Here is a 24,800-nt window from a genome sequence, read left to right as displayed (position 1 = left end):
CAACAATGGCTGCACACAAGATTTTCTCGATGGCGTTTGCCAAGGTCTACCCGATGCTGGTTCAAAAAGCCGAACGCAAAGGCCGCAGCAAAGAAGAAGTCGACCAGATCATTTGCTGGCTGACGGGCTATGACCAAAAGGGACTGGATCGGCAAATAAAGCAGCAGAATGACTTCGAAACTTTTTTTGCCCAGGCCCCTGCCATGCACCCGAATGCCTCGCTGATCAAGGGCGTGGTCTGCGGTGTCCGTGTGGAAGAGGTCGAAGACCCGCTGATGCAAAAAATACGCTACCTGGACAAGCTCATTGATGAGCTGGCCAAAGGCAAGGCGATGGAGAAAATCCTGCGCGCCTAAGGCCGGCCCCACACCAGCAACAGGTTGTTCGCCGGCATCGCATGCCGCGTTTTCAAGCGCAAGCCGGCCTGTGCGGCTTCCTGCTCTACCTCTTCCCTGCGGCGGATTCCCCAGGCCGGGTCTTGTGCGCGCAGGCTTTGGTCAAACGACAGGTTGCCTTCCGAGGTCGGCACATCATCTTCCAGGTAGGGCCCGTAGGTCACCAGCACACCGCCGGCCGCCAGGTGGCGCGCGCTGCCTTGCATCAGCGCGGCGCAGGTCGCCCAGGGCGAGATGTGCAGCATATTGGCGCAGTAAACCAGGTCGAATTTTTCGGTGCCCGACAGCCATTCAGGCGCCATGACGTCAAGCACCCGGGGAGGGCGCACATTGGCCAAGCCCTGCTCGGCCACCCAGGCCGAGATCGAACCCAGCGCGTCCGGCATCGCGTCGGTGGGTTGCCAGCTCCATTGCGGCAGGCCCGCGGCAAACCAGGCAACGTGCTGGCCTGTGCCGGAGGCGATTTCGAGCGCGCTGCCTTGCCCGGGCAAGACCTTGCGCAGGACGTCGAAGATGGCTTGTTTGTTGCGGTCTGCCGCGGGGCTGAAGTTCGGGCTTGGCATGGTGTGATTAAACCGCAAGCCTGCCTGCATCACGAGGAGTGACCGTTATCCCGCATGTCCGCCAGTTCAGGCCGTTTCGGTTTCAGCGGCACGGGCTTTTTGCTGCGCCCGCATGATCTGGTGACGTTGCCAGTAGCTGCCCAGCACCGCCTTGAAGTGCTCCTCCTGCTTGGCAAGGCCCTTGAGTTTGATCTTGCTGGTGCGTGCGCCAATCACACCCTTGTCAAAGTGGGTGATGAGGAGCGTGTTGCCAAAACTGCTGGTGTTGAAGGTCATGTCCTTGACCTCGTCCCATGACACCGGCACGCCGTCGTCTGCCGTGGCATGCAGGCCTTCATAGCTAATGTCAATGCGTTTGTCATTGCCCAGGTCAAACGACACCGGCGGAAAGTAACGCAGCACGATGGCGCGCTCTTCTTCGTTGGCCGGCTCATAGCGGTAGGCCAGGCTTTGCTCATGCGCGGCGGCAAAACGCTGCTCGTAGTCTGTCCACAGCCGCTGCTCGATGGCGGCGGCGGTCGATATTTCATCGGCCCAGGTGGTTTGAGGCACGGTGGTCACAATGGCGCCGTAGCTGTCTTCAGCCACCTTGTGGTTCACATTGCGCATGCGTTCCACCAGCGGCGGGTGTGTGTCGTAGGGGTGCGGCACGGCGGCGGTTTTCATGGCCGTCACAAACTCACCCGAACGGGCATAAGGGTGCAGGCCCTCAGCCACAAAGCCGGCAATGCCCAGCGCGCCGGTGTGTTGTTGCTCCTGCTCAAACAGCTTGTTTTCTACCGTGTTGCGGTAGCTGGAATACGCCGAGATCTTGATGAGCGATTGCACGATGGACTGCGGCGCCGTCAGCTTGGCGGCCACGCGGTCGGCGGTGTATTCGCGCTCACGGCTGTCGCGTGCCAGCGCAAATTCAAACACCATGCGGTAAAGGCGCAGCAGGTAGTGCGCCACGATGGTCAAGCCGCCGCTGCGCATTTGCCAGGTGTAGAGGTCAAACTGGTTGAGCTTGGGGCCCAGCGCCGCGCTGCTGCGTGTGTCGCCGCCACCCAGGTGGGCCAGCTCGTGCGCCAGCACGGCATCGGCCTCGGCGGTGTCCAGCACCCGCAGCAGCGGAATGCTCACAAACAGCGTGCGGCCCGTCAGGGTCTGCCCGGCCACCGTGCAGGGTGCTTCGGTTACGAAGAAGTTGTTGTCGATGCCCGCAATGATCTGGTCCGGTGGGGATGTCTTGACGCGTCCCGCCAGTTGGCGAATGCGGTCCCACAGGCGCGGGGCGTCGGCCTCTGACAGCAACTCGCCTTCAATGGTGTTGCCCGATGGCAGTTTTTTGAACAGCGTGTAGATGGCATAAAAAACCGCCAGGGCCGCCATGATGCCGGCCAGGCCGACCAGCTTGATGTAGTAGCTGTGCCAGAAATAAGCCGTGAGCCAGAAGGACAGCCACACCAGCATGGCGCTTTGCAAGGTGACCTCAACCGCGCTTGAAATGGTCATGAGCCGCCAACCCGCCACAAAGCTCGCATAACGCAGGCCGCGGTTGACAAAGGCCAGTGCGCCCAGCACGCCGGCCGCCACCAGCATCGCTGCGCCCAGGATCAAGGTCCAGAAGGCGGTGCGCTCGGCCCAGTGAAACCACCAGTGCATGGAATACGCGCTGCACACCTTGTCGTGAAAGACCTTGTCTTCGGGCCCGGTGGCGGCGCAGGCCATCGACAACCTGTGCGTGTCGTAAAACGCAATCTCGTCCGCCTTCTGCGCAGGTGTCAGGTCTGTGGCGGCATTGATTTGGGAACTGACGCGCTGAATGAAGTCCTTGTCCTCAGACTGCAGCGCGTAGTGCGTGAAAACCAGCGTCACCGCCGGAATGAGAAAGAGCGATGCCAGGGTCAGCAAAAAAACCCGCCAGAGGTCGGCGTGTATCGTGCGCGCAGCAGCCATGGGGAGCGTCCTTTTGAGTTTTGAATTTGAACCGGCCGATCATACGGGCGGCCACGCGTTTGGCCGTCGAATGGGAGGGCAACAATTCACCAAAACTGGGCTGTTTCAGTTTGTTTCCAACAGCCACTCCGGCCGTCGAATCCACTGAAATGCTCAGCCGGCGTCGGCCAGCTCTGCGGTTTCACGCCACACGCCCTGCGCCATGCCGTCCAGCGCATAGGGGCCTATAGACGAGCGGATCAGCCGCAAGGTCGGGTGGCCCACGGCCGCCGTCATGCGCCGCACCTGGCGGTTCCGGCCCTCACGTATGCCTAGCGCGATCCAGAAGGTCGGGATGGCCTTGCGCACCCGCACCGGCGGCTCTCGCTCCCACAGGCCGGGCGGGGCGTCCATGCGCTCGGCATTCGCGGGCCGCGTGGGGCCGTCATTGAGCAACACGCCGCCGCGCAGTGCGGCCATCGCCGAGTCGCTCGGCTCACCCTCCACCTGCACCCAATAGGTTTTGAGCATTTTGAAACGCGGGTCGCTGATGCGCGCCTGCAAGGGGCCGTCGCTGGTCAGCAGCAGCAGGCCCTCACTGTCCGCATCCAGCCGCCCGGCCACATAGACGCCGGGCAGGGCAATGAAGTCCTTGAGCCCGCGCCAGCGGCCTTCCGGCGTGAACTGGCTCAGCACGCCATAGGGTTTGTTGAAGCGGATGAGGCGGGGTGGTGCGGGGCTTAAGTTCGGGCTTGGCATGGGGAATTAGACCGCACACTCGCCGGTAAGCTCGGGCGCTCTTGCCGTGGCGGTAGCTCGCAGCGTAAACATAGCGTTGTTCCGACACTAGCGTTAAACGACGCCCCCTTGAGTTTCGCGCCGGTGAGGTCCTCCCTGTCCATGTTTGGGCAGAGAACTATTGAGCTGAGCGGGTGACTCGAGCTTTCCCCGCTTTTTTGCTTTGAGATGCGGAAGTGTCTGCAAGCTCAAAGGCTTCATTCAAATTTTCCGAACTCGATGTTTCTGCAACACCCACGCTCACTGTCACCGTAAACTCGAAAACCTGCTTCTTTGCATCTACCCAACGAACGGGCGTGGCATGCAGGGCAGCTATTGATCTAACCATAAGACCCGTAGCCTCTTCTCCGGAATAATCGAAGAACAAAACTGCAAATTCATCTCCTCCGACTCGGTACAGTCGGTCACGTTCACGAAGCTTCCTTTGTAGCATTGAGGCAACGTGTTTCAGAGCTTGATCCCCGGCGTTGTGGCCGTACGTCTCGTTGACACTCTTGAAGTCATCTAAGTCAACTCGCACGCATGCTATTGGTAGCGCTGCCGCTCCGCCCTTGCTGATCTCCTCGATGTCAGCCAAATAGGCTCCTTGATTTAAGGTGTTTGTCAAAGCGTCAAATCTATGAAGCTGCCCCGGTGGCGGTTTAGACATCAACTCGCGTACAGGACCCGGTCTGCAGTAGCAGGGCAGCATTTGGCAATGTGTACAAGTTCCTGGGTATGCTTTCCAAAGAACGTCGCTTGCTAAGAGCACTCTTCCTTCGCCAGAAGACGTCATGCATGAGACTAGTGCAAACCACCAAGCAAAAAAATCTGCAAGTTCGTTTTCAAAATTCTCTGGATAAAGATGGTGAAACCGGACCGCCTCGGCAACTTCTGCGAGTTCTTCATTTAGTCTGATATATACCCTTGTAATGGGATCTGTATCACCCTTTTCGTTCCAAGAGGATTCGTAGGTCTCACGAAATAAAAGTTGAAAGTCGTCAACTGTCCTGCGGATTGTGGGGGAGTTCTGTTTGAAAAGCCTCAATACCTCGGCGGCATTGAGTGGCGGTTTTTCTCCGCGCCAGCATTCACAGGGGCGACTCGCACAGTATGGGCAAACGCCGGGGAATTTTCGTAGAATGATTTCTTCCAGATTTGCACCAGCAGGATTGATTTTCTTTAATAGCCCAACTGCCCATGCAAACATCTTTGGCAGAAAATCGATTGCCTGTTGCGTATCGTGTCGCTTGAATTGGTGCTTCGCGAATATTCCACAGACCTCAGTGAGATGGGAATGAATTTCGTAGTGGGTTTTGGCGTAATTCTGCGAGCTGCCATAGAGGCCGTCTAGCATTGCAACCCACTCATTTAAAGATTGCTCTTTATTAAAGGCCATTTGTCCCCCTTATCTTCTTTTTTTGTTCACATCATTTAAGAATGTGCTGATGGCTAGTTCAGTCAGCTGCTCTCTTAGTAGACGTGACTGATTAATAGATTTCAAATTAGACGCCTCTGATTCTCAAGCCCCATATCCGCAATCAATCGACTATATAGTTGACTTTCTCCGCTGGTTCCCGGCTTGAAGTTTTCAATTGTGAAGTCACCGTCTTCTATGCTGACCTTTTTTAGCAATGAATCGAATTCGGCTTTAGTTGGAATTCTTTTGTGAGCCTCTAGCTGTTTGGAAATTGGCTTTAATGCTCGCATTAAGGCTCTGAATCCGTTGGTTCTATTTAGAATTGCGCCTCTTTCATCTGTATTCCAAGCTCCAGGCCATCTATCTTTTACGGCTGAGAAGTATCTGAACAAGATATCCCCAATTTTGAGATCGTCTCCCGCCACAAAATGAGTTCGTAACGGATGTTTTTGAATCTCTCCCGGACCTGGGGGGGTTAGTTTTCCACCTCGTTTTAATACATCGCGGTCGGTTGTTGGCGTGCCTGAGATGAATGGCATTAGCGACTCCACAAATGTTGCTTGTGTCAGCAACTCCATCGTTCTGCCGGGAGTGGCCGTGCCAAGGCGTTTGATTCGGTGGAATAGAGGGCTGGCCTCGATTTGATCTAGTGCCACGGCTATGTTGTGGCAAGTCTTTTGAGGGCTATGAGCTTTTGTCAACTCAGAGAGGTCATAGGCCAGACTCTTATTAACTTTGGTTTGAGCTAAGTTCACCGTGGAGAAAATATAAGCTTGGTCCTCGAGATCGATATCAATGAAAATACTTACATTGACCTCGAAGTCATCTCCGGGGTAGTCTAAAAGACCAGCAATTCGGTGCTGACCGTCTAAGACCTTTGCGATGTTTCGGTAGTAAGTTGGGTCGACATCGCCATCGGGGTTGGGATTGTTGCGTAGAGTTAGCCGATTTGTATTCGGATCAAACTCGGCGCAAGTGCTGCTAATTGCAAGAATGACTGCTGTTGGAAAACAGGCATCTACCGTCCTCACATATCGTTGCAGCTCATCTACTCGGCTTTGAATCAACGGTCGTTGGATCCCGAGATACGTTTCGATGTCTCGCTCTTTAAGCATCCGGCGAACGTCGAAATATGTTATCTCGCAGAGACGTTTCGCGGGCATGGATGCAATTAGGAATTCCCCAATCGGTTGGGTCACCGAAATGGCATTTACGGAGAATTCAACTGCACTTTCATCAATGCGAGAGTTCATGCCTGTTCTCCAAGGTGATTCTGGAGTTGGGTCACAAAGCTTCGTTCTTCTGACTTTAAGTTTTCCTCAACTAAGGTTCGAAAGTCTTCTTTGTAACTCTCTTGATCGGCACGAAGTTCAATCTCCGAAATGGGTGGCATGCGAAATCGGTGATACACAAGAGCAAGGTAACGGAAGGCCAAAGCTAATGCAGTTAGCCATACCGAGAGTTCAAAAACAAACGAGGAGTCTTTAACTGCAGAAGCCTTTAGGAGAGCGAATAGAGCTGCGCAGGTCACTATTACGAGAGCGACCACCGTTGAGATTGGAAGTTTGTGAGGAAACGGTGCTGCCTGTTCTGGATCGTGCAATGTGAGATACAGAATCGGCGCCAACATCGAAATGGTGAAGACTAGAAGTTCACCATTTTTGAACGTACTCACACCGAGTTGAAAAATATTCTTGGAGGAGGCGTCTGATACCACGTACAGAACAAGTGCTCCCAGTGCGAATGGAAGTACTGACCACAAAAATAAATAAATGAATTCATAAAATGCACTGGCATATGCCGGTCGACCTACCTTGCAAAGTGTTCCTAAGAGCCACGTGCGTGATAGCCATTGCCTTATGGAGTTCATTTATTGCCTCATCTTATAAATAGTTCTTCGTACTTGCCTCTGTGGATGGAGGCGCCGGCTAGTACGCTTGCCCGTGATAGAGATATAACGTCAAAGCCTTCGCTGTACAGTTCACGGACCGATTGATGACACGCATTGGTGGCCACAACTCGCGCCCCACGCTGCTTCGCTCTGCGCAGTGCATCTCGCAAGCGGATTTGATCGTCCCATGAAAAAAGGGCGTTGTTGTATTTAATAAATCCGTTGAGGTTGTGTTTGACGGTATATGGTGGATCGGCAAAAACCACGTCTCCAGCTTTTGCTGCATCAATCGATTTTTCAAAGTCCTGGCATAAAAGCGTTGCAGATTTCAGCGTAGCCGCCGTTGTTTCCCAATCGTCGGTTTGCAGTAGCACTGTTGATTTTGTGCCTATCGGAACATTGAAGGTCCCGTTTAAATTCACACGATAGAGTCCGTTCCAGCAAGTCCTATTGAGATAGATAAAGCGGGCTGCTTTTCGATATTCATTGCGGGGTTTGTAAGCTCTAATTTGGTAGTAATACTCAACTGAATGCAGCCTTTGATGTTCTTTCAATAAGCTCAGCACTTGATATGGATCATTTCGTACGGCGGCGTATGAACTTATCAGCTCTTCGTTTGTGTCCGAAAGGATGGCTTTTTTGGGCTCAAGAGCGAAGAATACTGCCCCACTTCCAAGGAACGGCTCAATGTATCGACCGGCGACAGGCGCGACTGCGTGAACAACTTTTGAGGAAAGCCATCGCTTTCCGCCTGCCCATTTAAGAAAGGGGGGCGGCGAATTTAACTGACGATCTGCCGCTATCGCTATTTGCTCCATGTGTCCTTCATTCCAGTGACCCGATTGAACACGGTTTTGCCTAGTTTGTGGTCATTTAAATCTGTGACAAAGTACCCATGCCGCTCAAACTGAAAGCGTGTACCGGCAGGCACCTTCGTCAGTGAAGGTTCGACATAAGCCCTCACAGTCTTGATGCTGTTGGGATTCAGTTCATCCAGAAAATCCTTGTCACCGGTGCCGGGGTGTTCAACAGTGAACAGACGGTCATAAAGGCGCACTTCGGCTTCAACGGCATCATTCACGCCGACCCAGGTGATCACACCCTTGACCTTGATGGCGTCGGAGCCGGGCGTGCCGCTCTTGGTGTCGGGGATCAGGGTGGCGTGGACTTCGGTGACCTTGCCGTCGGCGTCTTTGAGGGCGCCTGTGCATTCGATGACGTGGCCGTATTTGAGGCGGACCTTGCTGCCGGCAATCGCCTGCTTGCTGGCGTTGACGTGGGGCGGGAACAGGCGGAAGAAGCCTTTGGGCGGGGTTTCTTCGTAGTCGGTGCGTTCAATCCAGACTTCCTTGCCGATCTTGAAGTTTCGTTTGCCCATGTCTTCGTGATGCGGGTGCACGGGGGCGCTGCAGTCGTCGAGCTTTCCGGTGCCCATGACTTCATCCCAGTTGGTGAGCACGAGCTTGACGGGGTCGAGCACGGCCATGGCGCGTGGGGCGATGGGGTCCAGGGTGTCGCGCAGTGCGCCTTCGAGGGTGCTGTAGTCGATCCAGCTGTCGCTTTTGGTGACGCCTATGCGTTCGGCAAACAGCTGCAGCGCTTCGGGCGTGTAGCCGCGGCGGCGCAGGCCGACGATGGTGGGCATGCGGGGGTCGTCCCAGCCGCTGACGCGCTTTTCATTGACAAGCTGGGCCAGCTTGCGCTTGCTGGTGAGCACGTAGCTCAGGTTGAGGCGGGCGAACTCGTACTGGCGCGGGTGCGGCGTGGCGATGAGCTTGCCTTCGGCCAGGCGGTCGAGCAGCCAGTCGTAAAAGGGGCGCTGGTCTTCAAACTCGAGGGTGCAGATGCTGTGGGTGATCTGCTCCAGCGCGTCTTCGACCGGGTGGGCGAAGGTGTACATGGGGTAGATGCACCATTTGTCGCCGGTGTTGTGGTGGTGGGCGCGGCGTATGCGGTAGATGGCCGGGTCGCGCATATTGATGTTGGGCGAGGCCATGTCGATCTTGGCGCGCAGCACGGCGGCGCCGTCGGCGAGTTTGCCGTCGCGCATCTCGCGAAAGCGCGCCAGGTTCTCGGCGGGTGTGCGGCCGCGGAAGGGGCTGTTGGTGCCGGGGTGGCCGAAGTCGCCGCGGTTGTGGCGCATTTCTTCGGCGCTTTGTTCGTCGACGTAGGCGTTGCCGCTTTCGATCAGGTACTCGGCGGCGCGGTACATGAAGTCGAAGTAGTCGCTGGCCTGGTAGGGCTTGTCATCCCCTTTGCCATTGCCGAGCTGTGCCCAGTCGTAACCCAGCCATTTGACGGCGTCGATGATGCTGTCGACGTATTCGGTATCTTCTTTTTCAGGGTTGGTGTCGTCAAAGCGCAGGTGGCAGACGCCGCCGTAGTCGCGCGCGAGGCCGAAGTTCAGGCAGATGCTTTTGGCGTGGCCCACATGCAAGTAACCATTGGGCTCGGGCGGAAAACGCAGGCGCACCTTGGCGGGGTCGGGCTGGCCGGCGGCGTGGTGGGCGGCGTCCCCAGGGCTGCCGCCCCAGCGGCGGCTGGCATAAGTGCCTTCAGCCAGGTCTTTTTCGATGATCTGGCGCAGGAAGTTGCTGGGCTTGTGGGTTTCTTTGTCGGCAGGGGCTGAGGCAGGGGCGGGAGAGGTCATTGGCTGATTTTAGGGGGTTACGTTTGGCTACGCTCTTCACGGGGCGTGCGGTATGCCATTACAGCTTGCCTGCGTTTAATAAGCACATGGGCATTTCCTGCCCTGTTAAGGAGAACCATATGAAGACAGCCATCAAAGCAAACCGTTCCCGCTCCCTCGCACTGGCAGGCGCCGCCGCCACGCTGGCCGTGGCCTCGCTGGGCTTTGCAGGTGCTGCCCAGGCCCGCGACAACGTGTCGTTTTCCGTGGGCATCGCTGCTCCGGGTGTGGCGGTAGGTGTCACCAACGCCTACCCGGTGTACCAGCAACCCGTATATGTCCAGCCCGCCCCCGTTTATTACCAGCCCGCACCGGTCTACTACCCGCGCCCCGTGTACGTGAGGCCGGCTCCGGTGTATGTGGTGCCGCAGCCTGTGTATTACGGCCCGCGCCACGGCCACAGGCACCATGGTGGCTACTACGTGCAGGGGCCTCGCCCTGGCTACGGTTACGGCCCCGGTTACCGCGCCGCACCGGTTTATTACCAGCGTTAAGCCCGCCTGAGGCAACAAAAAGCCCGCATCTTGCGGGCTTTTTTATGGGCGCTGGAAAAGTTCAGGCGGCCGGCCGCCAGAAGACGTAGTCGGCCTCGTAGGGCACGGAGACGCGCATGCCCAGGGTCGCAGAAGTGCAGGGCGGGTTGGCCACTACGCCGGCCACGGTACGGCGGGCCTGGATGTAGCTGATGTTGGCGAGCATGCCCGGGCTGTCTGAGGGACTTGCCAAGGCGCGCAGCAGGGGCAGGCTTCGGCCATCGCCGGGCACCTCGACGAGTTCCTTTGCGCTGACTTTGGAGCCGTCGCTGTGCACCCAGCGCGCACGCGCGTCGGGGTAGTAGGTCACCGTATTGCCCGCACCGTCTGCGAGCCTGATGCCCGGGGACAGCAGCAGCCAGGCGTATTCATAGGGGGCGCGTTTGACGGCCTGGCATTCATAGAGCAGGTCACCCCGGCCCTGCGCTTCGAGCGCCACTGTGTGGCCCGGGGGAACGCGCAGGGATTCGGGAAGGCTTTGCTGGGCTTGCTGAAGGTTGGGCTGGCGCAAGCCGCAGGCGCCTAGCGCAGCCGCGGCAACCAGCAGCAGCGCGCATCGCAGCAGGCCGGGGAAGGCGCTAGAAGCTTGGGTCTGGATATTCACAAAGGGCTCCAATTGCGGGGGGACGGGCTGCGGACGGTGGGGTCATGATGTCACAACCAGTAAATCGCAAGCGCAAACAGCCGTCTGTAGGTGGCCGGAGGGACCCGGTGCGGGGAAACGTCGGCAGACCCTGGCGGGTCCCTGCAAAAAGAGAAAAAGCCCGCAGGCGGGGCCTGCGGGCTTTGCGTCCATGGCTGCTGAACAACCATGGCGTGGCGCGCTTTTGAGGGCGCGCCGGTACTACCGCCTCAGGCGGGTTTCCAGAAAATGTAATCAGCCTGGTAGGACGTCGTCAGCTTGTCGCCGATGTCGGCCTGGGTGCAGGATTTGCTGAGGTCCTGGCCGCCCTTGGTCTTGACGCGCTGGATGTAGCTGACGTTCTGCAGCACGCCGGGGGCGGCGCCGGGTGCACCGGTGGACAACTGCTGCGGCAGGTTGGTGGCGCCGACGCGGGGAGCCAGGGCGACCTGGGTGCCGACGACACTGGAGCCGTCAATGTGGGTCCAGGTGGCGGGTGGGCCGGAATATTTCACGACGGTCTTGCCGGTGCGGTCGAGCAAGTCGGCTTCGGGCCGCACCAGCACCCAGCCTATGGTGCCGGCGGTGTTGGCATTGGCGCGGCACTCGTAGTACAGCAGGCCGCTGGCGGTGGTTTCAAGTGCGACGACATGGCCGGGCGGCACCGTGACCGTGGGGTCGAGGCGGTCCTGGCTGTATTCCTTGGGCAGCGGCGCGACGCCGGAGCATGCGACCATGAGCGCGGCGGTGCCGGTGACCATGGCCACGGTGACGGCTGCGCTCTTGCTATAGGCCCACAAGGTGTTGTGCGTGCTTTTCATGAAAATCCTCCGGTTGTTGTGTCGTTGTCGTTCGCCAGTACAACCCGGGGGGCGGGAAACAACTGTAGGACGCCGCGCAGGCTTGCTGACAGCGCGTTTCCGGAGCGCCTGACAGCCGGTTGAAACGGCGCTGCAGGCGCCCGCAAAAAAGCCCACAGGGCAAGCCTGTGGGACGGAAAACCGGTCCCGCCTGACGTTCGGGCCGGTGGCTCACCTTCGGAGGGGAAAGCGGCGATTCAGGGCTGGAGGCCCTGGCCTCACATCGCCTTGTAGAAGATGTAGTCGGCCTGGTACTGGACGACCTGCCTGGCGCCCGCATTGCCGGCGGCGCAGGGCATGGCGGGCGCGACGCCGCCGCGGGTGTCCACGCGCTGGATGTAGGTGACGCCGCTCATGGCGCCGCTGCCCATGGCCGGGTTGGCCTTGACGAGCTGGGTGGGGATGTTGCCGCTGCCGTTGGGGGCGACGGCGACTTGCGTGGCGGTCAGTCTGGAGCCGTCCATGGCTTCCCAGGTGGCGGGCGGGCCGTAGTACTTGCCGACCTGCTTGCCGCCGCGGTCATTGAGTTTGGCGTCGGGGCCGGCGAAGACCCATTCAAACTGGCCGGCCATGTCTTTTTTGGCGCTGCACTGGTAGGTGATCTCGCCCACGCCCACAGTTTCCATGGCGACCTTGTTGCCGGCAGGCACCTGGACGGCGGCGGGCAGGCCGGCCTGCGAGTACATCGGTTTCATGGGCGACATGCTGCCGCAGGCTGAGAGCAGGGTGGCGGCAAGCAGGGACGCGAAGGTGAAAGTGAAGGGACGGGACATGGTGTAACTCCTCGGTGGTTGTGGACCGGCCAGGGAGCGGCTCGTCCTGCTGCTGATACGCGGCGGGATGGGCGATGGATTCAAACGTAGCCACAGAACTCTTCAAACCCAGCATGAGCCGCGGGACTGGCTTTGCCAGACCGCAGGCGGGCGGCCCCCTCGGGGGGCAGGGAGCGACACGAAGTGCGCGACCGTGGGGGCTCTTATTGCCCGAAGCGCGGGCCTTTGAGCAGGAAGTCTTGCTCTTCGGCGGTATCGGCCCGGCCCAGGGCCGCGTTGCGGTAAGGGAAGCGGCCGAAGCGCGCGATGATGTCCCGGTGCTGCCGGGCGAAGTCGAGGTTGCCTTGCAGGCGCTGTTTGAGCGAGTCCGGCGCGTCGGCTTGCAGGCGCGTAAAACGCGCCACACATTCGTCCTGCAAGGCCAGGCTTTCGGCATGCATCAGCGGCATGTAGAGAAAGACCCGCCCGACGCAGGGCAAGGCCAGGTCTTCACCGGACGCGATGGTTTGCAGCACCAGCTGCTGGGCGCGCGCATCGCCGGCAAAGGCTTGGGGCTTGCCGCGAAAGACGTTGCGGGTGAACTGGTCCAGCAGGATCACCAGGGCCAGGCGGGTGGGGGGCTTTTGCTCCCAGTCCTGCAGGCCGCCGGTGACGGCTTCCTGCACCGCGGCGCCGAAGCGCGCGCGGATGTCGGCGTCAAGTTCGGCGCCGCCGCCGAACCAGCGTTTGCCGAGGTCCTGTGTGGGCCAGTCCTTGGCCAGGCCGTCGCCCAGCCAGAACTCGAGGACCTGGGCGGGCGTGGCGGCGGAGGTGGGAGAGATGGGGGAGGGGACAGCTTCGGCCATGGCGACCGAGAGCTTAGCCTACCAGCGGTCGGAGCGCAGTTGCAGGTCCCAGACACCCTTACGGACGGCATAGACACCGACCACGCCGTAGCGCTGCTCGCCCACGTTGTCCCACTTCATGGAGCCGGTGATGGGTGCGTAGCCGTCGAAGGTGCGCAGGGTTTCGGTGATTTTTTCGGGCTTGACGGAGTTGGCGCGCTTCATGGCTCCGGCCAGGATGTACATGGCGTCGTAGGTGTAGTGGCCGCCGTAGGCCGGTTCCCTCTTGAAGGTTTCCTGGTACTTGGCCAGGAAGGCCTTGCCGTTGACGAACTCTTTGGCGTCCAGGATGGGCGAGGTGGCGTACAGGCCCTTGACGGTGTCGCTGCCCTTGAGCATGTCGGTGGTCTTGATGGTGTCGCCGCCCAGGATGCTGATCTGCTGGTTGTAGTCGATCTTTTTGAGGGCTTCGATCAGCGCGAGGATCTGGAAGTCGCCTTGCGTGGACACGATCACCTCGACGCCGCCGTCCTTGATCTTGCCGGCCAGTTCGTCAAATTTGGTGGTCTTGTCGTCGGACGAATAGCTGACGACCACTTGCTTGCTGGCCTTCTTGAGCTCGGCAGACGCGCCGGCGGCCAGGCCCTTGCCATAGGTGGTGCCGTCGTCGACCACGGCGAACTTGTTGGCATTGAGCTGGTTCGCGGCAAAGGAGCCGATCGCACGCGCCTGCAGGTTGTCGTTGGCGACCAGGCGGAAGGTGGTGTCCAGGCCGAGTTCGGTGAACTTGGGGTTGGTCGAAATGGCGAGCTGGGCAATGTGTTTTTCGGCATAGACCGGCGCCGCCGGGATGCTGACGCCGGAATTGAGGTTGCCGATCACGGCGACCACGCCGGCGTCGACCAGCTGTTTGGCCACTTCCACGCCGGCCTTGGGGTCGGAGCGGTCGTCCATGGCGATGATTTCGATCTTGACGGTCTTGCCCTTGATCTGGAAACCTTCCTTGTTGAGCTCGTCCACGGCCATCTTCACGCCGTTGTGCAGGTCCTGGCCCAGCGCGGCGAGGTTGCCCGACAGGGGCTGGGCCACGCCGATCTTGATGGTGTCGGGCGGGTTGTCGCAACCCGAGAGCAGGACGGTGCCTGCAACAACAGCGGCGGTCAGGGCGGCCAGGGTAGGGCGGCGAGTGGCGGTGTGGGTCATGGTGAAACCTCAGGTTGATTGGATGTAACTGAATGTATGTTTCACCGGCGTGTCGCGATAGTGGGTTTGGCCTAGTTCTTCTGGAGTTTGCTTGAATGTGAGAGTAGATTAGTTTTACTAATGGTTCGAATTGGTTCGTTTAGCCCTTAAAACGCACCGAAATGGCGTATTTCGGGACCATATTGGCGCCTTCGTCCAAAGGTCTGGGGGATGAAAAATTCAAGAATTCGATATCGGAAACCACCAGGACTCGCCGTGGCGAGTCCTTGTTTGCCTTGGTTTGTTCTTTGTATTTCTATCTTCTGTTCCCGCTTCCGTACCCGATTGCCCCGTCCTGGCTGGGCCGAGGAGCGCAGACGTAGGCGGATCAGGGATCGCGCTTGTTTGAGCCGCAGGCGAGTTTGCGCGAGACCCCGCCGTAGTCGAGCACCGCAGGTTGCCCGTAGCGAAGCGTAGGGACCCAGACTGCGGGTCGCCTTTTTTTGCTTCCTTTTTTTGGCGAAGCAAAAAAAGGGAGTCGCATGCCGGGCGATCCCGGCCAGCAGTCCTCAGCAGAGGTCGGGCTCAGGGCAGCAAGTGCCGGCGCAGAAAGCCGCTGATCTTGCGGTCCAGCGCCGGAAGCTGGCCGCGGTTGAAGCCGGGCGGGTCCAGCAGCAGGTCTTTGGCAAGGCCCGACATGGCATCGGCGGGCGGCAACGGCGAAAGCAGCGCGCCGTGGCCGCCGTCAGGCAGGTCGGCCAGGTGCTCGCAGCGCTTGTTGCAGGCGGCGAGCACCGCGTCGCTGTGAAAACGCGGCACCAGCCATCGGTCCTGCCGCGCGCTGACCAGTGCCAGCGGCACCGGCGGCGAGGCCAGCGAGGCCATGTCGAAGTCGGCCGCCAGCGGCACGCCGGCGACCACGGCCTGGATGCGGGCGTCGTGATGGCTTTGCCAGGTGGCGTCGCTGAACTTCTGGCGTAGCACCGCCAGCACCACGGTTTTTTTCAGGCCGTCCAGCATGCCGCCCGTGAGGCGGGTGCTCAGCCCGGCGCAGGCCTGGAAGTCTTCGGCAATGTGGGCCTCGCAATGCCGGGCGAGCAGGGCCGGCGACCAGCGGCCGCCGGCCAGCGTCAGCGCCGTGTGGCCGCCGGCCGACATGCCGTACAGGCCGACCTTGTCGAGCGACAGCAGGGGGGCGAAGCGCGGCTCGCGCGCGACCGCGTCGATGGCGCGCGAGACCTCGGCGGGGCGTTGCTTCCAGCTGTCGGGGCCGGGGGAGGATGGGTCCCTGGCGTTGTCGCCACGGTGCTGGGGAAAGGCGACGACAAAGCCGTCTTCGACCAGGCGGCGCGCGAGGTCGGTGTAGGTCCAGGGTGAGCCGCCAGAACCGTGCGAGATGACGACCAGCCGCGTGTTGCCGCGCTGCGCCTGGCCGTCCTTGTCGAGTTTGAGGGCATAGGAGCCCATCTGCACAGGGCGATCCTCGCCGGTGGAGGGATAAAACACACTGACCGGCCCGTCGTCCTGAAGGCCGGGCAGTTCGGTAAAACCCATGCCGGCCTGCGCGCCGGCGGCGGCGAGCAGCAGTAGCAGGCCGCTCAGTAAATATCGGTTCACGCGCTGTTCCTTCTTCCCTGTTTGTCCTCCCATTAAAGCAGGCCGAGCTGCGTCCACAGCAGCTTGCCGAGGTAGCGGTCGGGCATCAGCGTGAACACGCCAGCGACAACGCAGGCGCCAATGTAGAGGGCCTGCATGGCGCCACGGTGGCCCGTGATGTTGCCGCGGCTTAAATGCCAGAACGCGCCCGTCAGGCTGAACAGCGTGAAGGGCACCAGCAAGTGGATGGGCGTGTAGCCGGAGATATTGGGATAGTCGTAGTCGCGGATGAAAAGCGCCGTCGCGGCGGTGACCAGCATCATCGTGACGAAGGCATAACCAAAAGCCCGGTGTAGTTTGGGCCGCTGCACGCGGCCCTTGCGCGCCCACAGCGCGACCGGCCCGATGAAGATGGCGGTGCTGGCGGCAAACAGGTGGATGGCGATCAGCGGTGTGAGTTGCATGGCGGCTCTGGCTGGCGATGCGGTAACAAATTGTGCTGAAAAAAACCACCCCTGTCCAGGCTCACTGCGTGTAGCCCGTTCCCCCCTCAAGGGGGCGGCGCCTGGGGCCGGCGAAGCCGGACCCTCGCCCCCGCTGGTGAAATATCCCCACCGGATAGGCCCTGAATATTCAACCCAGCATGAGCCGCGGAACCGGCTTTGCCGGGCCGCAGGCGGGCGGCCCCCTCGGGGGGCAGCGACCCACACGAAGTGGGGGAGCGTGGGGGCGATAATCCCCACTCAATTTCTGGAGCCAGCGTGGATATAGCACTGTTGATCAAAGCCGCCATCATGGGCATCGTCGAGGGCCTGACCGAATTCCTTCCGATCTCCTCGACAGGCCATCTCATCCTGGCCGGCGCGCTGCTCGGTTTTGACGACGACAAGGCCAAGGTTTTCGACATCGCGATCCAGACCGGCGCCATCTTCGCGGTCATCCTGGTCTACTGGCAGAAGATACGCGCGACCGTGGTGGCGCTGCCGACCGAGAAACAGGCGCAACAGTTTGTGCTCAATGTGCTGGTGGCTTTTGTACCGGCCGTGGTGCTGGGCCTGCTGTTCGGCAAGGCCATCAAGGCCCATCTGTTCACACCGGTGGTGGTGGCCAGCACCTTCATCCTCGGCGGCTTCATCATCCTCTGGGCCGAAAAGCGCCAGCAGAACAACCCCGCCGCGGCGCGCATCCAGGAGGTGGAAGCCATGACGGTGATGGATGCGGTCAAGGTGGGCCTGGTGCAGTGCCTGGCGATGATCCCGGGCACCAGCCGCAGCGGTGCGACCATCATCGGCGGCATGCTGCTGGGCCTGTCGCGCAAGGCGGCCACCGATTTTTCTTTCTTCCTGGCCATGCCCACGCTGATAGGCGCGGGCGCCTACAGCCTCTACAAGGAACGCGCACTGCTGTCCATGGCGGACCTGCCGATGTTCTCGGTCGGCCTGGTGTTTTCTTTCCTGAGCGCCTGGCTGTGCGTGCGCTGGCTGCTGCGCTATATCTCGACCAACAGCTTTGTGCCCTTTGCCTGGTACCGCATCGCCTTCGGCATCGTGGTGCTGGCCACGGCCTGGAGCGGGCTGGTGGTCTGGGCGGAATAAAGCGCCTCACCGATGCGCTCCCGCCGGCTTTCAAGGATTCTTGCGGGCTTGCTGCTGCTGGCGGGCGCGCTGTCGCATGCGGCCGGCCCGGTGAACATCCCGTCGCTTGACGGCAAGCTGCAGATTCCCGCCTATTGGTTTGATGCGGGCGACGGCGAACCCAGGCCCGCCATCATCGGCCTGCACGGCTGCGGCGGCGCGCTGGACGGCAAGGGCAACTTCGGCGAGCGCTTCTTCCGCTACGCGGGGTATTTCAACGCGGAGCGCATCCATTTCCTGCCGCTGGACAGCTTCACGCCTCGCGGCCAGAAGTCGATTTGCGAGACCCCGAACAGGCTGCGCAGCATCCATGAAGCCGACCGCCGCGAGGACGTGTTCGCCGCCATCGCCTGGCTGGCGAAACAGCCGTCGGTGGATGCCTCGCGCATCGTGGTCATGGGCTGGTCGCATGGCGCGCAGACCGTGCTCAGCACGGTGGACGCCACGGACAAATACGTGCAGGCGCAGGCGGTGCAGCCGCGCGCCGCCGTGGCTTTTTACCCCGGTTGCCTGGCGAGCAACAAGATGTGGAACTACGAAGTCCACAAGCCGCTGCTGATCATGATCGGCGAGCTCGACGACTGGACGCTGGCGCGCGAGTGCGTCACGCTGCAGGAGCGCCTGCGCAAGAACAAGGCCAACGCGGCCGTGGATTTGGTGGTCTACCCGGGCAGCTACCACGGCTTTGACGGCACAGGCCCGGTCAGGCAGATGGAAAACCTGGGCAACACCAAGACCGGCAAGGCCATGGTGGGCGGCAACCCCGCGGCGCGCGAGGCCTCGCATGCGCGCATGTTCGAATTTCTTTCGGCGCAGTTGGGCCAGCCGCTGCTGCTGTCGCACGCGCAGCGCTTCAAGGGCCACCACTATGTGCTGCCGCCGGCTTCGGGCTTCGCGGCGGCCGACGACATGGCCGCCGTGCCGCTCAGCGAGGCCGGCAAGGCGCGTTATGCCCACTTTCGCACCCTGCCATCGCCCAAGGCCTTCGCCGTGACGGAAAAAGGCGGCTGGTATTTCAACGCCGGCGAACCCGAGGCGATGGCCACGACCTTCCAGGCGTGTGCGAGGGCGAAATCGAAGTGCTGGCTCTATGCGGTCGATGACCAGGTGGTGTGGCAACCGGACGTGGCAGCGCGTGCCGGCGCGGCGAGCCTGCAGCGGGTGGTGGACAGGCCAAAGGGGTTTTAGTCTGACTCCTTCCCCCGCTGGGGGAAAGGTTGGGATGGGGGCTTCGCGGATATGGCAAACAGCGCGAGAGTTCGTCTGCCGCTGGCCCCCATCCCCGCCTTCCCCCAGCGGGGGAAGGAGCAAGAAGCTTCAGCCTGCGGCTGCAAGGTAAGGAGTTTTATCCGCCTGTCTTGAGCTTCTCAACCAGCTCGGCGTAGCCAGTCATAGCCGCTTCGCGCGCCATGCCTTTGCGCTCAACCCAGGCGTCGTATTTGGCGCGGCCGGTCACGTCCATCATGCCGGGGCGATCGCCTGTCGCGTCGCCCACCGTCGCCTGTTTGTAGAAGGCGTAGAGCGCCAGCAGCTCGTCGTTGCCGGGCGGTTTGGCCAGCGTCTTGACGGCAATGCCGGCCGCCTCGAAGGCGCGTTCGGCCTCGCTGGGGCCGGCGGGCGCCACCGGCGCGCCGAAGTGGGCATCTTCCAGCGCCAGGTCGTCGGGGAACCAGCGCGCATCAAGCAGCCGGCCCGAACGCACGGCAAAAGCCAGCACGCCTTGCGACATCAGGCCCGCGGCCGTGAGGGTGGCCGGCAGCACGGCGATGCCGGCGTTGAACACCGGCTGGCCGAAGGCGGTGAACTTCACACCGCCGGACCAGGGCAGCATGGCCTGCAGGCCCTTGTTGCCGCGGTAGATGCCGCTGGCGCGGTTGGCGCCGGGCTGGAACCAGGCCATGTCCGAGGCGCCTTTGGCGAAGATGCCGCTGAAGTCGCCGGCTTCCAGCGCCGCGCGCAGCGATTGCGCGAACGCCTGCAGGGCTTCGGTACTCATCTTCGGGTCGTCCACCGCCATGCCGAGCGAGGCGGCGCTGCTGGCGCCGAAGAATTCGAGCACGTTGCGCGCCACCTGTTCGCGGTCGTTGTCGACGCAGATCATGTGGTAGCTGTTCTCCAGCACCACCATGCGCGCCTTCGCGCCGCCGATCTGCTCGACCAGGTAGTTGGCCGAGGCCAGGCTGGTGAGCTCGTCTTCGCGCGCGTGGATGACCAGGGTTTCGCTGGCCATGCTTTTTAGGTCGGTCATGACCCAGCGGCGCAGGCGGTCGACCTGGCGCACGCAGGCCAGCGGCACCCAGCGGTAGTGGAAGTTTTCGCCGCGCGCGAACTTGGCCTTGACGATGGCGCGCAGCTGCTCGTTCTTGATGCCGAAAGGGTCTTCTTCTTCCACCTTCATGCGCGCCGGAACGCCGGGCAGGTAATACATCAGGTGGCGCGCCGGCGTGTACCAGGCGGTGGCCCAGCCGTCGATATAGATGGGCGGCGCCAGCGCGATCAGCTTGCCGCGCGTGTGTTTCTGGCGCTTGGCCAGCTCGGTGGCCAGCAGCGCGCCCATGCACATGCCCATGATGTGGAAGTTGTCGTGCTGTGCGGCCACCTCGTGGTACTTGGCCGTGACGGCCTCCATCCATTGCTCGGCGGTGACGTGGACCAGGTCTTCCGGCGTGGTGCCGTGGCCGGGCAGGGTCAGCGAGTGGGTCACGAAGCCGGCGTTCTTGAGCCGCTTGTGCATGGAGCCCAGGTCGTACTGCGTGCCGCCCAGGCCGTGGATCAGGAAGACGGCGGGCGTGCTTTTGTCCACGGCCGGTCCGGCCGCGGCCGGCGGGGTCGTGGGGGCGACGGCGGTGTCCGCTGCCACGTCAGGCCTCGACTTCCAGCAGCACGGCCACCTGCTCGACCTGGCCGTCGGCGCCGCGCACGCCCGAAAGACGCGCGCTCACGGTGGCCACGCGGCCGTCGCTCCAGCGCAGGCTGTTCTTCCACAGGGCATGCTCGCGCTGGCCCTGTGCCAGGTCGCGCCAGTCGGCCTGCAGCGCGGACTGATCCTGCGGGTCGGCGTGGGCGATGTAATCCTGCACGGTCAGCAAGGCGGCGGCGTTGGTGCGCAGCAGCTCGCTCGCGCCTTCGCCCCACTGGGCGGTGCCTGTCTTCGCGTCGAAGTTGGCGACCACGGTGCGGTTCGATTCCAGCACCTGGCGGTAGCGTGTGCGCCAGTCCTGCGCCAGCGCGAGGGCTTGCGCGGCGGTGGCGCCCAGCGCATTGACCACGCCGACCAGCAGCGCCATCACCGCCACATAACCCTGGACTTCGATCACGGCCTCGCCGGGAAACCCTTCAACCTCGGCGAAAGGCCCGCCGCCGGTGTTGGTCCAGGCGATCAGCGCCAGCGCGCCCAGCAGCGTGGCCAGCGTGGCGCCGCGCTCTTTCCAGAGGATGGCGGTGACCACCATGAAAGGCAGCGGCAGGTAGGTGAGTGTGGGGCCCAGCGAGGCACTGAAGCGGTCGGAGACGTCGCTCGAGAAAATCAGCGCGGCCACCACGAAGAACAGCACAAAGGTGCCGGCGCCCGCGAGGAACTGGCTGGTGGCCATGCCGCCGGAGCGCTTGACCCGAAAGCCCGCGAAGGAGGTGATCAGCGGCGCGATCAGCAGGATGCCGACAAAGGTCGTGCAGGTCCAGACGCGCCATTCCACCAGCAGCGCGATGGGCTGGGGCAGCGCCCAGCTCCAGAGCATCACGCCTATGCTGGCGCCCAGCATGGAGGTGAGCAGCGCGCCCAGGAGAAAGCCTGCATAGGCCTTGCCCGGCTCCATGCGACCCTCGGGGCCGGTGGCACGCAGCAGGCGCGCCACCCAGGCGCCCAGGCCGGCGGCCAGTGCCTCGTTGATGCCAAAGGCCAGTGCCGGCAGCACGGTCAGGCCGTCCAGCAGCGCCAGCGCGGTGGCCGCCAGTGCGGCGCCCGCCAGCACCGCGGGGCGTTTGGGCGGCTTGACGGCGAGCAGCGCGCCGAAGGTCACCCCGGTGGCCAGCCAGACCGATGAACTCAGCGTCATCGCATCGCCCATGCTCTGGGACAGCACGGCCGCGACGGCCCAGGCAAGAAAGGTCACGGCAAGGGTGGCGATGAAGGGCAGGGCCATGGGGATCCTCCTCGGAGAGTGGCGGTCGGTATGTGGACAGGCGCCGGCGTAGTTTAGCCAACCATTTGACAAACATCCCGTCCGGATTCACTGGGTGTAGCCCGCTTCGCCCTCAAGGGGCTGATCTCGATAATATGGACGTTTATCCACTGTATGGACAAATCCAATGCCCGTCGATAGCCCAGACCAGACGCCCCTGATGCCCTACCAGTACCCGAACCCGCCGGATGCCCGGCCGGAAATCGTGGTGCAGCACGCGATACCGACCGACGAGCGGCTGTGGGTGCCGCAGGCCGAGAATGTCTGGTTTCGCCCGCTGTGCCTCAATGCCAGCCAGGGCTACTGGATGAACCTGCTGCGCGTGCGCAAGTCCGGCGTGCTGAGCCGCCATCGCCATCCGCAGGCGGTGCACGGCTTTGTGCTCAAGGGCCGCTGGCGCTACCTCGAGCACGACTGGGAGGCCACCGAAGGCAGCTATGTGTTCGAGCCGCCCGGTGAAACCCATACGCTTTATGTGCCCGAAGACGTCGAGGAAATGATCACCTACTTCCAGGTCAACGGTGTCATGTATTACACCGACCCTTATGGCAAGGGCATGGGCTACGAGGACGTGTTCACCAAGATCGAGATGTGCAACAAGCATTTCGAAGCCGTCGGCCTGGGCGCCGATTACACAAAACAATTTATCCGCTGACTGCAGCCGTATCATTTTTTTCAGGAACTACGCATGACCTATCAGCCTGGACTATTCAAAGGCAAATGCGCGCTGGTCGCCGGCGCGACCCAGGGCATAGGCGCGGTGATCGCCAACCACCTCGCGGCGCTGGGTGCCGATGTCACCGCCCTGGGACTGGGCGGCGGCGACGGCACGCTCGATGCCGCCGTTGAGGTGCGCCAGGCCGACGTGACCTCGGCGGCCAGCCTGGACGCGGCGCTGGCCGGCATAGACACGCTGGACATCGTGTTCAACTGCGCCGGCATCATCCAGCGCGGCGCCGAGCACGACATCGAGGTGTTTGAAAAAGTGGTGGCCGTCAACCTGAGCGGCACCATGCGCGTCTGCACCGCCACGCGCGAACGCCTCAAGGCCAGCCGCGGCTGCATCGTCAACACGGCTTCCATGCTGAGTTTCTTCGGCGGCGGCCTGGTGCCCGCTTATGCGGCCAGCAAGGGCGGCGTCGCCCAGCTCACCAAGTCGCTGGCGATCGCCTACGCGCCCGACGGCATACGCGTGAACGCCATCGCCCCCGGCTGGATCGCCACGCCGCTCACACAAGCCCTGCAGGACGACCCGGCGCGCGCCGGCCCCATCCTGGCGCGCACGCCCATGGGCCGTTGGGGTACGCCCAAGGACGTGGCCGAGGCGGCGATGTTTCTTTGCACGCCGGCGGCGGGGTTTATGACTGGGGTGATTTTGCCGGTGGATGGGGGGTATATGGTGGCTTAGTTGCCGGGTCTTGCGCCGGTCTTGCGCGCTCTCCTGTTCTCCTTGCTTAGTGCTGCTGGCCGGGGGTTGCCCGGCGGCAACTTACTTTTCTTTTGCTTCGCCAAAAGAAAAGTAAGCAAAAGAAAAGGCGACCCTGGTTGCTGCGTCCCTCCGCTTCGCTGCGGGCAACCTGCGGTGCTCGGTTCAGGCGGGGTCTCGCTAAACTCGCTACGCTGCGCTTCGCTCAGACAACGCGATCCCTGATCCGCCTGAACCTCCGCTCCTCGGCGCATCCACAAGGGGTGGGGAAGGAATACCAATACCTAAGAAACAAGGACTCGCCTTGGCGAGTCCTTGTTTGTCTTGGTTTGTTCTTTGGTATTTGCCTTCTGTCCCCGTTCCCGCTTGCCCCGTCCTGGCTGGGCCGAGGAGCGCAGAGACAAGCGGATCAGGGCCGGCGTTGTCTGAGCCGAAGGCGAGTTTAGCCGGACCCCGCTTGGCTCGAGCACCGCAGGTTGCCCCGTAGCGCAGCGTAGGGGACCCAGACTGCGGGTCGCCTTTTCTTTGGTGACTTTCTTTTGGCGAAGCAAAAGAAAGTTACTTGCCGCCGGGCAACCCCCGGCCAGCAAAACTTAGAAGAGAGCACTCCCCTGGAACAAGAACAAGCTAATCAAGAAAATTTCTTAAAGCAGCTTCGACGGCAGCCGCCGTCATCAAAGGTTTCTCCATCGGGAACAGATGACTCCCATCGAGCATCATGATCCGCCCCTTGGTGACCTTCTCAGTCATTGCCATCCCAACCTGCTTCATCTCAGCCGACTGCCGCCCGCCGATAAACGCAACAGGGCATTTCAAGGGGTGACGCTTGAGCAGGCCCTCGAGGTTGTCAGGCAGCGTGTTGTAGATCGCGGTCTCGACATCGCGGTCAAAGCTGAGCAACTGCTTGCCTTCGTCATCGCCCGTGCCTTCATAGGTGCCGTGCTCGATGTAGTCGCGCAGCACCTGTTCGTCCCAGGCGGCAAAAGCTTTTTTGCTTCGGAAGTGCTCGAACACTTCATCCTTGCCCAGCCACTGGTTTTTGCGTTTGCGGCTGATGGCGCCGGGCGAGATGGCACCGACCAGTTGCGCGCGTTTGGCGACGCTCAAGGCCCGGGCGCGCCAGCCGCCCAGGATGGGGGAGTCGACCAGCACCACGCCTTTGACGGGCTGGCCGCCGAGCACGGGGTTGCGCGCGGCGCACATCAAGCTCAGGAAACCGCCCAGCGAATGGCCGACCAGGAAAGCCGGCTGGCCGCTTTTTTCAACTTCGCGGGCCGTGAAGTCGGCTAACTGCTGGACCAGGTGCGGCCAGTTGCTGGTGACGGGGTAGCGCGGGTCGTGGCCGAATTTGTCGACGGCCTTGACCTGGAAGCCGCGGGCTTTCAGGCTCTGGAGCACCGCGCTGTAAGTACCGCCCGGGAAACTGTTGCCGTGGGAAAAGATGACCAGCGGTTTTGTTGAAGTGGGCACGGTAGGGTCTGTGAACGCTATGTTTGCAAATGCGAATGGGGTGAAAA

Annotated in this window: 24 protein-coding genes; 6 read left to right on the top strand and 18 right to left on the bottom strand. The window is 61.6% G+C overall.

Annotated features, from left to right (window positions below):
- Positions 1-5 precede the first annotated feature (5 nt).
- A complete protein-coding gene (locus ACSQ27_RS10275) occupies positions 6-356 on the top strand; it encodes a DUF2200 domain-containing protein (protein WP_436155341.1) in 351 nt (116 codons plus the stop codon).
- Here the strand turns inward: ACSQ27_RS10275 and ACSQ27_RS10270 are convergent.
- From ACSQ27_RS10270 to ACSQ27_RS10235, 8 genes are all read right to left on the bottom strand, one after another.
- Positions 353-958 carry a DUF938 domain-containing protein gene (locus tag ACSQ27_RS10270; protein WP_436155340.1) on the bottom strand — a complete coding sequence of 202 codons (606 nt, stop codon included), beginning with the start codon at positions 956-958 and terminating at the stop codon, positions 353-355. The genes ACSQ27_RS10275 and ACSQ27_RS10270 overlap by 4 nt on opposite strands.
- Positions 959-1,024: 66 nt before the next feature.
- Positions 1,025-2,896 (bottom strand): M48 family metallopeptidase, encoded by a 1,872-nt coding sequence (locus tag ACSQ27_RS10265; protein ID WP_436155339.1) that lies wholly within the window; start codon positions 2,894-2,896, stop codon positions 1,025-1,027.
- A 153-nt stretch (positions 2,897-3,049) separates the two neighbouring features.
- Positions 3,050-3,634 (bottom strand): pseudouridine synthase, encoded by a 585-nt coding sequence (locus ACSQ27_RS10260; RefSeq protein ID WP_436155338.1) that lies wholly within the window; start codon positions 3,632-3,634, stop codon positions 3,050-3,052.
- Positions 3,635-3,791: 157 nt separating this feature from the next.
- Positions 3,792-5,051 (bottom strand): diguanylate cyclase, encoded by a 1,260-nt coding sequence (locus ACSQ27_RS10255; protein ID WP_436155337.1) that lies wholly within the window; start codon positions 5,049-5,051, stop codon positions 3,792-3,794.
- A 101-nt stretch (positions 5,052-5,152) separates the two neighbouring features.
- Positions 5,153-6,325 (bottom strand): DGQHR domain-containing protein, encoded by a 1,173-nt coding sequence (locus tag ACSQ27_RS10250; RefSeq protein WP_436155336.1) that lies wholly within the window; start codon positions 6,323-6,325, stop codon positions 5,153-5,155.
- Entirely contained in the window at positions 6,322-6,942 is a 621-nt protein-coding gene (locus tag ACSQ27_RS10245; RefSeq protein ID WP_436155335.1) for a hypothetical protein, read from the bottom strand. Before ACSQ27_RS10245 ends, ACSQ27_RS10250 begins: the two co-directional genes overlap by 4 nt.
- Before the next feature lie 8 nt (positions 6,943-6,950).
- Positions 6,951-7,781 (bottom strand): DNA adenine methylase, encoded by an 831-nt coding sequence (locus tag ACSQ27_RS10240; RefSeq protein ID WP_436155334.1) that lies wholly within the window; start codon positions 7,779-7,781, stop codon positions 6,951-6,953.
- Positions 7,769-9,613 carry a glutamine--tRNA ligase/YqeY domain fusion protein gene (locus ACSQ27_RS10235; protein WP_436155333.1) on the bottom strand — a complete coding sequence of 615 codons (1,845 nt, stop codon included), beginning with the start codon at positions 9,611-9,613 and terminating at the stop codon, positions 7,769-7,771. Before ACSQ27_RS10235 ends, ACSQ27_RS10240 begins: the two co-directional genes overlap by 13 nt.
- A 119-nt stretch (positions 9,614-9,732) precedes the next feature.
- Between ACSQ27_RS10235 and ACSQ27_RS10230 the strand changes: the two genes are divergently transcribed.
- On the top strand, positions 9,733-10,146 hold the full coding sequence (locus ACSQ27_RS10230; protein WP_436155332.1) for a hypothetical protein: 414 nt from the start codon (positions 9,733-9,735) through the stop codon (positions 10,144-10,146).
- Between the two features lie 61 nt (positions 10,147-10,207).
- Here ACSQ27_RS10230 and ACSQ27_RS10225 read toward each other — a convergent pair whose 3' ends face one another.
- From ACSQ27_RS10225 to ACSQ27_RS10195, 7 genes are all read right to left on the bottom strand, one after another.
- Entirely contained in the window at positions 10,208-10,789 is a 582-nt protein-coding gene (locus ACSQ27_RS10225) for a DUF3455 domain-containing protein (protein ID WP_436155331.1), read from the bottom strand.
- A gap of 248 nt (positions 10,790-11,037) precedes the next feature.
- Entirely contained in the window at positions 11,038-11,628 is a 591-nt protein-coding gene (locus tag ACSQ27_RS10220; RefSeq protein WP_436155330.1) for a DUF3455 domain-containing protein, read from the bottom strand.
- A 257-nt stretch (positions 11,629-11,885) separates the two neighbouring features.
- Positions 11,886-12,440, bottom strand: a complete 555-nt coding sequence (locus tag ACSQ27_RS10215; protein ID WP_436155329.1) for a DUF3455 domain-containing protein — start codon at positions 12,438-12,440, stop codon at positions 11,886-11,888.
- Positions 12,441-12,643: 203 nt separating this feature from the next.
- Positions 12,644-13,285 (bottom strand): DUF924 family protein, encoded by a 642-nt coding sequence (locus tag ACSQ27_RS10210; RefSeq protein ID WP_436155328.1) that lies wholly within the window; start codon positions 13,283-13,285, stop codon positions 12,644-12,646.
- Between the two features lie 18 nt (positions 13,286-13,303).
- The gene (locus ACSQ27_RS10205) at positions 13,304-14,467 is read right to left on the bottom strand and encodes a branched-chain amino acid ABC transporter substrate-binding protein (protein WP_436155327.1); all 1,164 of its coding nucleotides are present in this window, start codon (positions 14,465-14,467) and stop codon (positions 13,304-13,306) included.
- 564 nt (positions 14,468-15,031) lie between these two features.
- Positions 15,032-16,063: an alpha/beta hydrolase family protein gene (locus ACSQ27_RS10200; RefSeq protein WP_436155326.1), complete on the bottom strand. Its 1,032-nt coding sequence runs from the start codon at positions 16,061-16,063 to the stop codon at positions 15,032-15,034.
- Between the two features lie 32 nt (positions 16,064-16,095).
- Positions 16,096-16,506, bottom strand: coding sequence for a DUF2306 domain-containing protein (locus tag ACSQ27_RS10195; RefSeq protein ID WP_436155325.1), 411 nt, complete (start codon positions 16,504-16,506; stop codon positions 16,096-16,098).
- Between the two features lie 297 nt (positions 16,507-16,803).
- Between ACSQ27_RS10195 and ACSQ27_RS10190 the strand changes: the two genes are divergently transcribed.
- A complete protein-coding gene (locus tag ACSQ27_RS10190) occupies positions 16,804-17,637 on the top strand; it encodes an undecaprenyl-diphosphate phosphatase (RefSeq protein ID WP_436155324.1) in 834 nt (277 codons plus the stop codon).
- A 48-nt stretch (positions 17,638-17,685) separates the two neighbouring features.
- Positions 17,686-18,864 carry a dienelactone hydrolase family protein gene (locus ACSQ27_RS10185; RefSeq protein WP_436155323.1) on the top strand — a complete coding sequence of 393 codons (1,179 nt, stop codon included), beginning with the start codon at positions 17,686-17,688 and terminating at the stop codon, positions 18,862-18,864.
- A gap of 157 nt (positions 18,865-19,021) precedes the next feature.
- On the opposite strand, the gene ACSQ27_RS10180 is transcribed toward ACSQ27_RS10185, so the two are convergent.
- Both ACSQ27_RS10180 and ACSQ27_RS10175 read right to left on the bottom strand, forming a co-directional pair.
- Positions 19,022-20,536 carry an acyl-CoA-binding protein gene (locus tag ACSQ27_RS10180; protein ID WP_436155322.1) on the bottom strand — a complete coding sequence of 505 codons (1,515 nt, stop codon included), beginning with the start codon at positions 20,534-20,536 and terminating at the stop codon, positions 19,022-19,024.
- Position 20,537: 1 nt separating this feature from the next.
- Positions 20,538-21,818: an MASE1 domain-containing protein gene (locus tag ACSQ27_RS10175; RefSeq protein WP_436155321.1), complete on the bottom strand. Its 1,281-nt coding sequence runs from the start codon at positions 21,816-21,818 to the stop codon at positions 20,538-20,540.
- Between the two features lie 166 nt (positions 21,819-21,984).
- Here ACSQ27_RS10175 and ACSQ27_RS10170 point away from each other — a divergent pair, with 166 nt between their 5' ends.
- Entirely contained in the window at positions 21,985-22,512 is a 528-nt protein-coding gene (locus ACSQ27_RS10170; RefSeq protein WP_436155320.1) for a 2,4'-dihydroxyacetophenone dioxygenase family protein, read from the top strand.
- A gap of 33 nt (positions 22,513-22,545) precedes the next feature.
- Positions 22,546-23,265 (top strand): SDR family NAD(P)-dependent oxidoreductase, encoded by a 720-nt coding sequence (locus ACSQ27_RS10165; RefSeq protein ID WP_436155319.1) that lies wholly within the window; start codon positions 22,546-22,548, stop codon positions 23,263-23,265.
- A 645-nt stretch (positions 23,266-23,910) separates the two neighbouring features.
- Here the strand turns inward: ACSQ27_RS10165 and ACSQ27_RS10160 are convergent.
- Complete coding sequence (locus tag ACSQ27_RS10160) at positions 23,911-24,753, bottom strand: alpha/beta hydrolase (protein WP_436155318.1); 843 nt, start codon at positions 24,751-24,753, stop codon at positions 23,911-23,913.
- Between the last annotated feature and the right edge of the window lie 47 nt (positions 24,754-24,800).

This window comes from Polaromonas sp. LjRoot131 (assembly GCF_964252805.1).
GTDB lineage: Bacteria > Pseudomonadota > Gammaproteobacteria > Burkholderiales > Burkholderiaceae_C > Polaromonas.
Note: the sequence above shows the minus strand (reverse complement) of the source record. Positions and strands in the feature narration are given on the sequence as shown.

Excerpts from the sequence above, each read along its gene's own strand:
- ACSQ27_RS10275 (WP_436155341.1), top strand. The coding sequence starts at position 6 with ATGGCTGCACACAAGATTTTCTCGATGGCGTTTGCCAAGGTCTACCCG.
- ACSQ27_RS10270 (WP_436155340.1), bottom strand. The coding sequence starts at position 958 with ATGCCAAGCCCGAACTTCAGCCCCGCGGCAGACCGCAACAAACAAGCC.
- ACSQ27_RS10265 (WP_436155339.1), bottom strand. The coding sequence starts at position 2,896 with ATGGCTGCTGCGCGCACGATACACGCCGACCTCTGGCGGGTTTTTTTG.
- ACSQ27_RS10260 (WP_436155338.1), bottom strand. The coding sequence starts at position 3,634 with ATGCCAAGCCCGAACTTAAGCCCCGCACCACCCCGCCTCATCCGCTTC.
- ACSQ27_RS10255 (WP_436155337.1), bottom strand. The coding sequence starts at position 5,051 with ATGGCCTTTAATAAAGAGCAATCTTTAAATGAGTGGGTTGCAATGCTA.
- ACSQ27_RS10250 (WP_436155336.1), bottom strand. The coding sequence starts at position 6,325 with ATGAACTCTCGCATTGATGAAAGTGCAGTTGAATTCTCCGTAAATGCC.
- ACSQ27_RS10245 (WP_436155335.1), bottom strand. The coding sequence starts at position 6,942 with ATGAACTCCATAAGGCAATGGCTATCACGCACGTGGCTCTTAGGAACA.
- ACSQ27_RS10240 (WP_436155334.1), bottom strand. The coding sequence starts at position 7,781 with ATGGAGCAAATAGCGATAGCGGCAGATCGTCAGTTAAATTCGCCGCCC.
- ACSQ27_RS10235 (WP_436155333.1), bottom strand. The coding sequence starts at position 9,613 with ATGACCTCTCCCGCCCCTGCCTCAGCCCCTGCCGACAAAGAAACCCAC.
- ACSQ27_RS10230 (WP_436155332.1), top strand. The coding sequence starts at position 9,733 with ATGAAGACAGCCATCAAAGCAAACCGTTCCCGCTCCCTCGCACTGGCA.
- ACSQ27_RS10220 (WP_436155330.1), bottom strand. The coding sequence starts at position 11,628 with ATGAAAAGCACGCACAACACCTTGTGGGCCTATAGCAAGAGCGCAGCC.
- ACSQ27_RS10215 (WP_436155329.1), bottom strand. The coding sequence starts at position 12,440 with ATGTCCCGTCCCTTCACTTTCACCTTCGCGTCCCTGCTTGCCGCCACC.
- ACSQ27_RS10210 (WP_436155328.1), bottom strand. The coding sequence starts at position 13,285 with ATGGCCGAAGCTGTCCCCTCCCCCATCTCTCCCACCTCCGCCGCCACG.
- ACSQ27_RS10205 (WP_436155327.1), bottom strand. The coding sequence starts at position 14,467 with ATGACCCACACCGCCACTCGCCGCCCTACCCTGGCCGCCCTGACCGCC.
- ACSQ27_RS10195 (WP_436155325.1), bottom strand. The coding sequence starts at position 16,506 with ATGCAACTCACACCGCTGATCGCCATCCACCTGTTTGCCGCCAGCACC.
- ACSQ27_RS10175 (WP_436155321.1), bottom strand. The coding sequence starts at position 21,818 with ATGGCCCTGCCCTTCATCGCCACCCTTGCCGTGACCTTTCTTGCCTGG.
- ACSQ27_RS10170 (WP_436155320.1), top strand. The coding sequence starts at position 21,985 with ATGCCCGTCGATAGCCCAGACCAGACGCCCCTGATGCCCTACCAGTAC.
- ACSQ27_RS10165 (WP_436155319.1), top strand. The coding sequence starts at position 22,546 with ATGACCTATCAGCCTGGACTATTCAAAGGCAAATGCGCGCTGGTCGCC.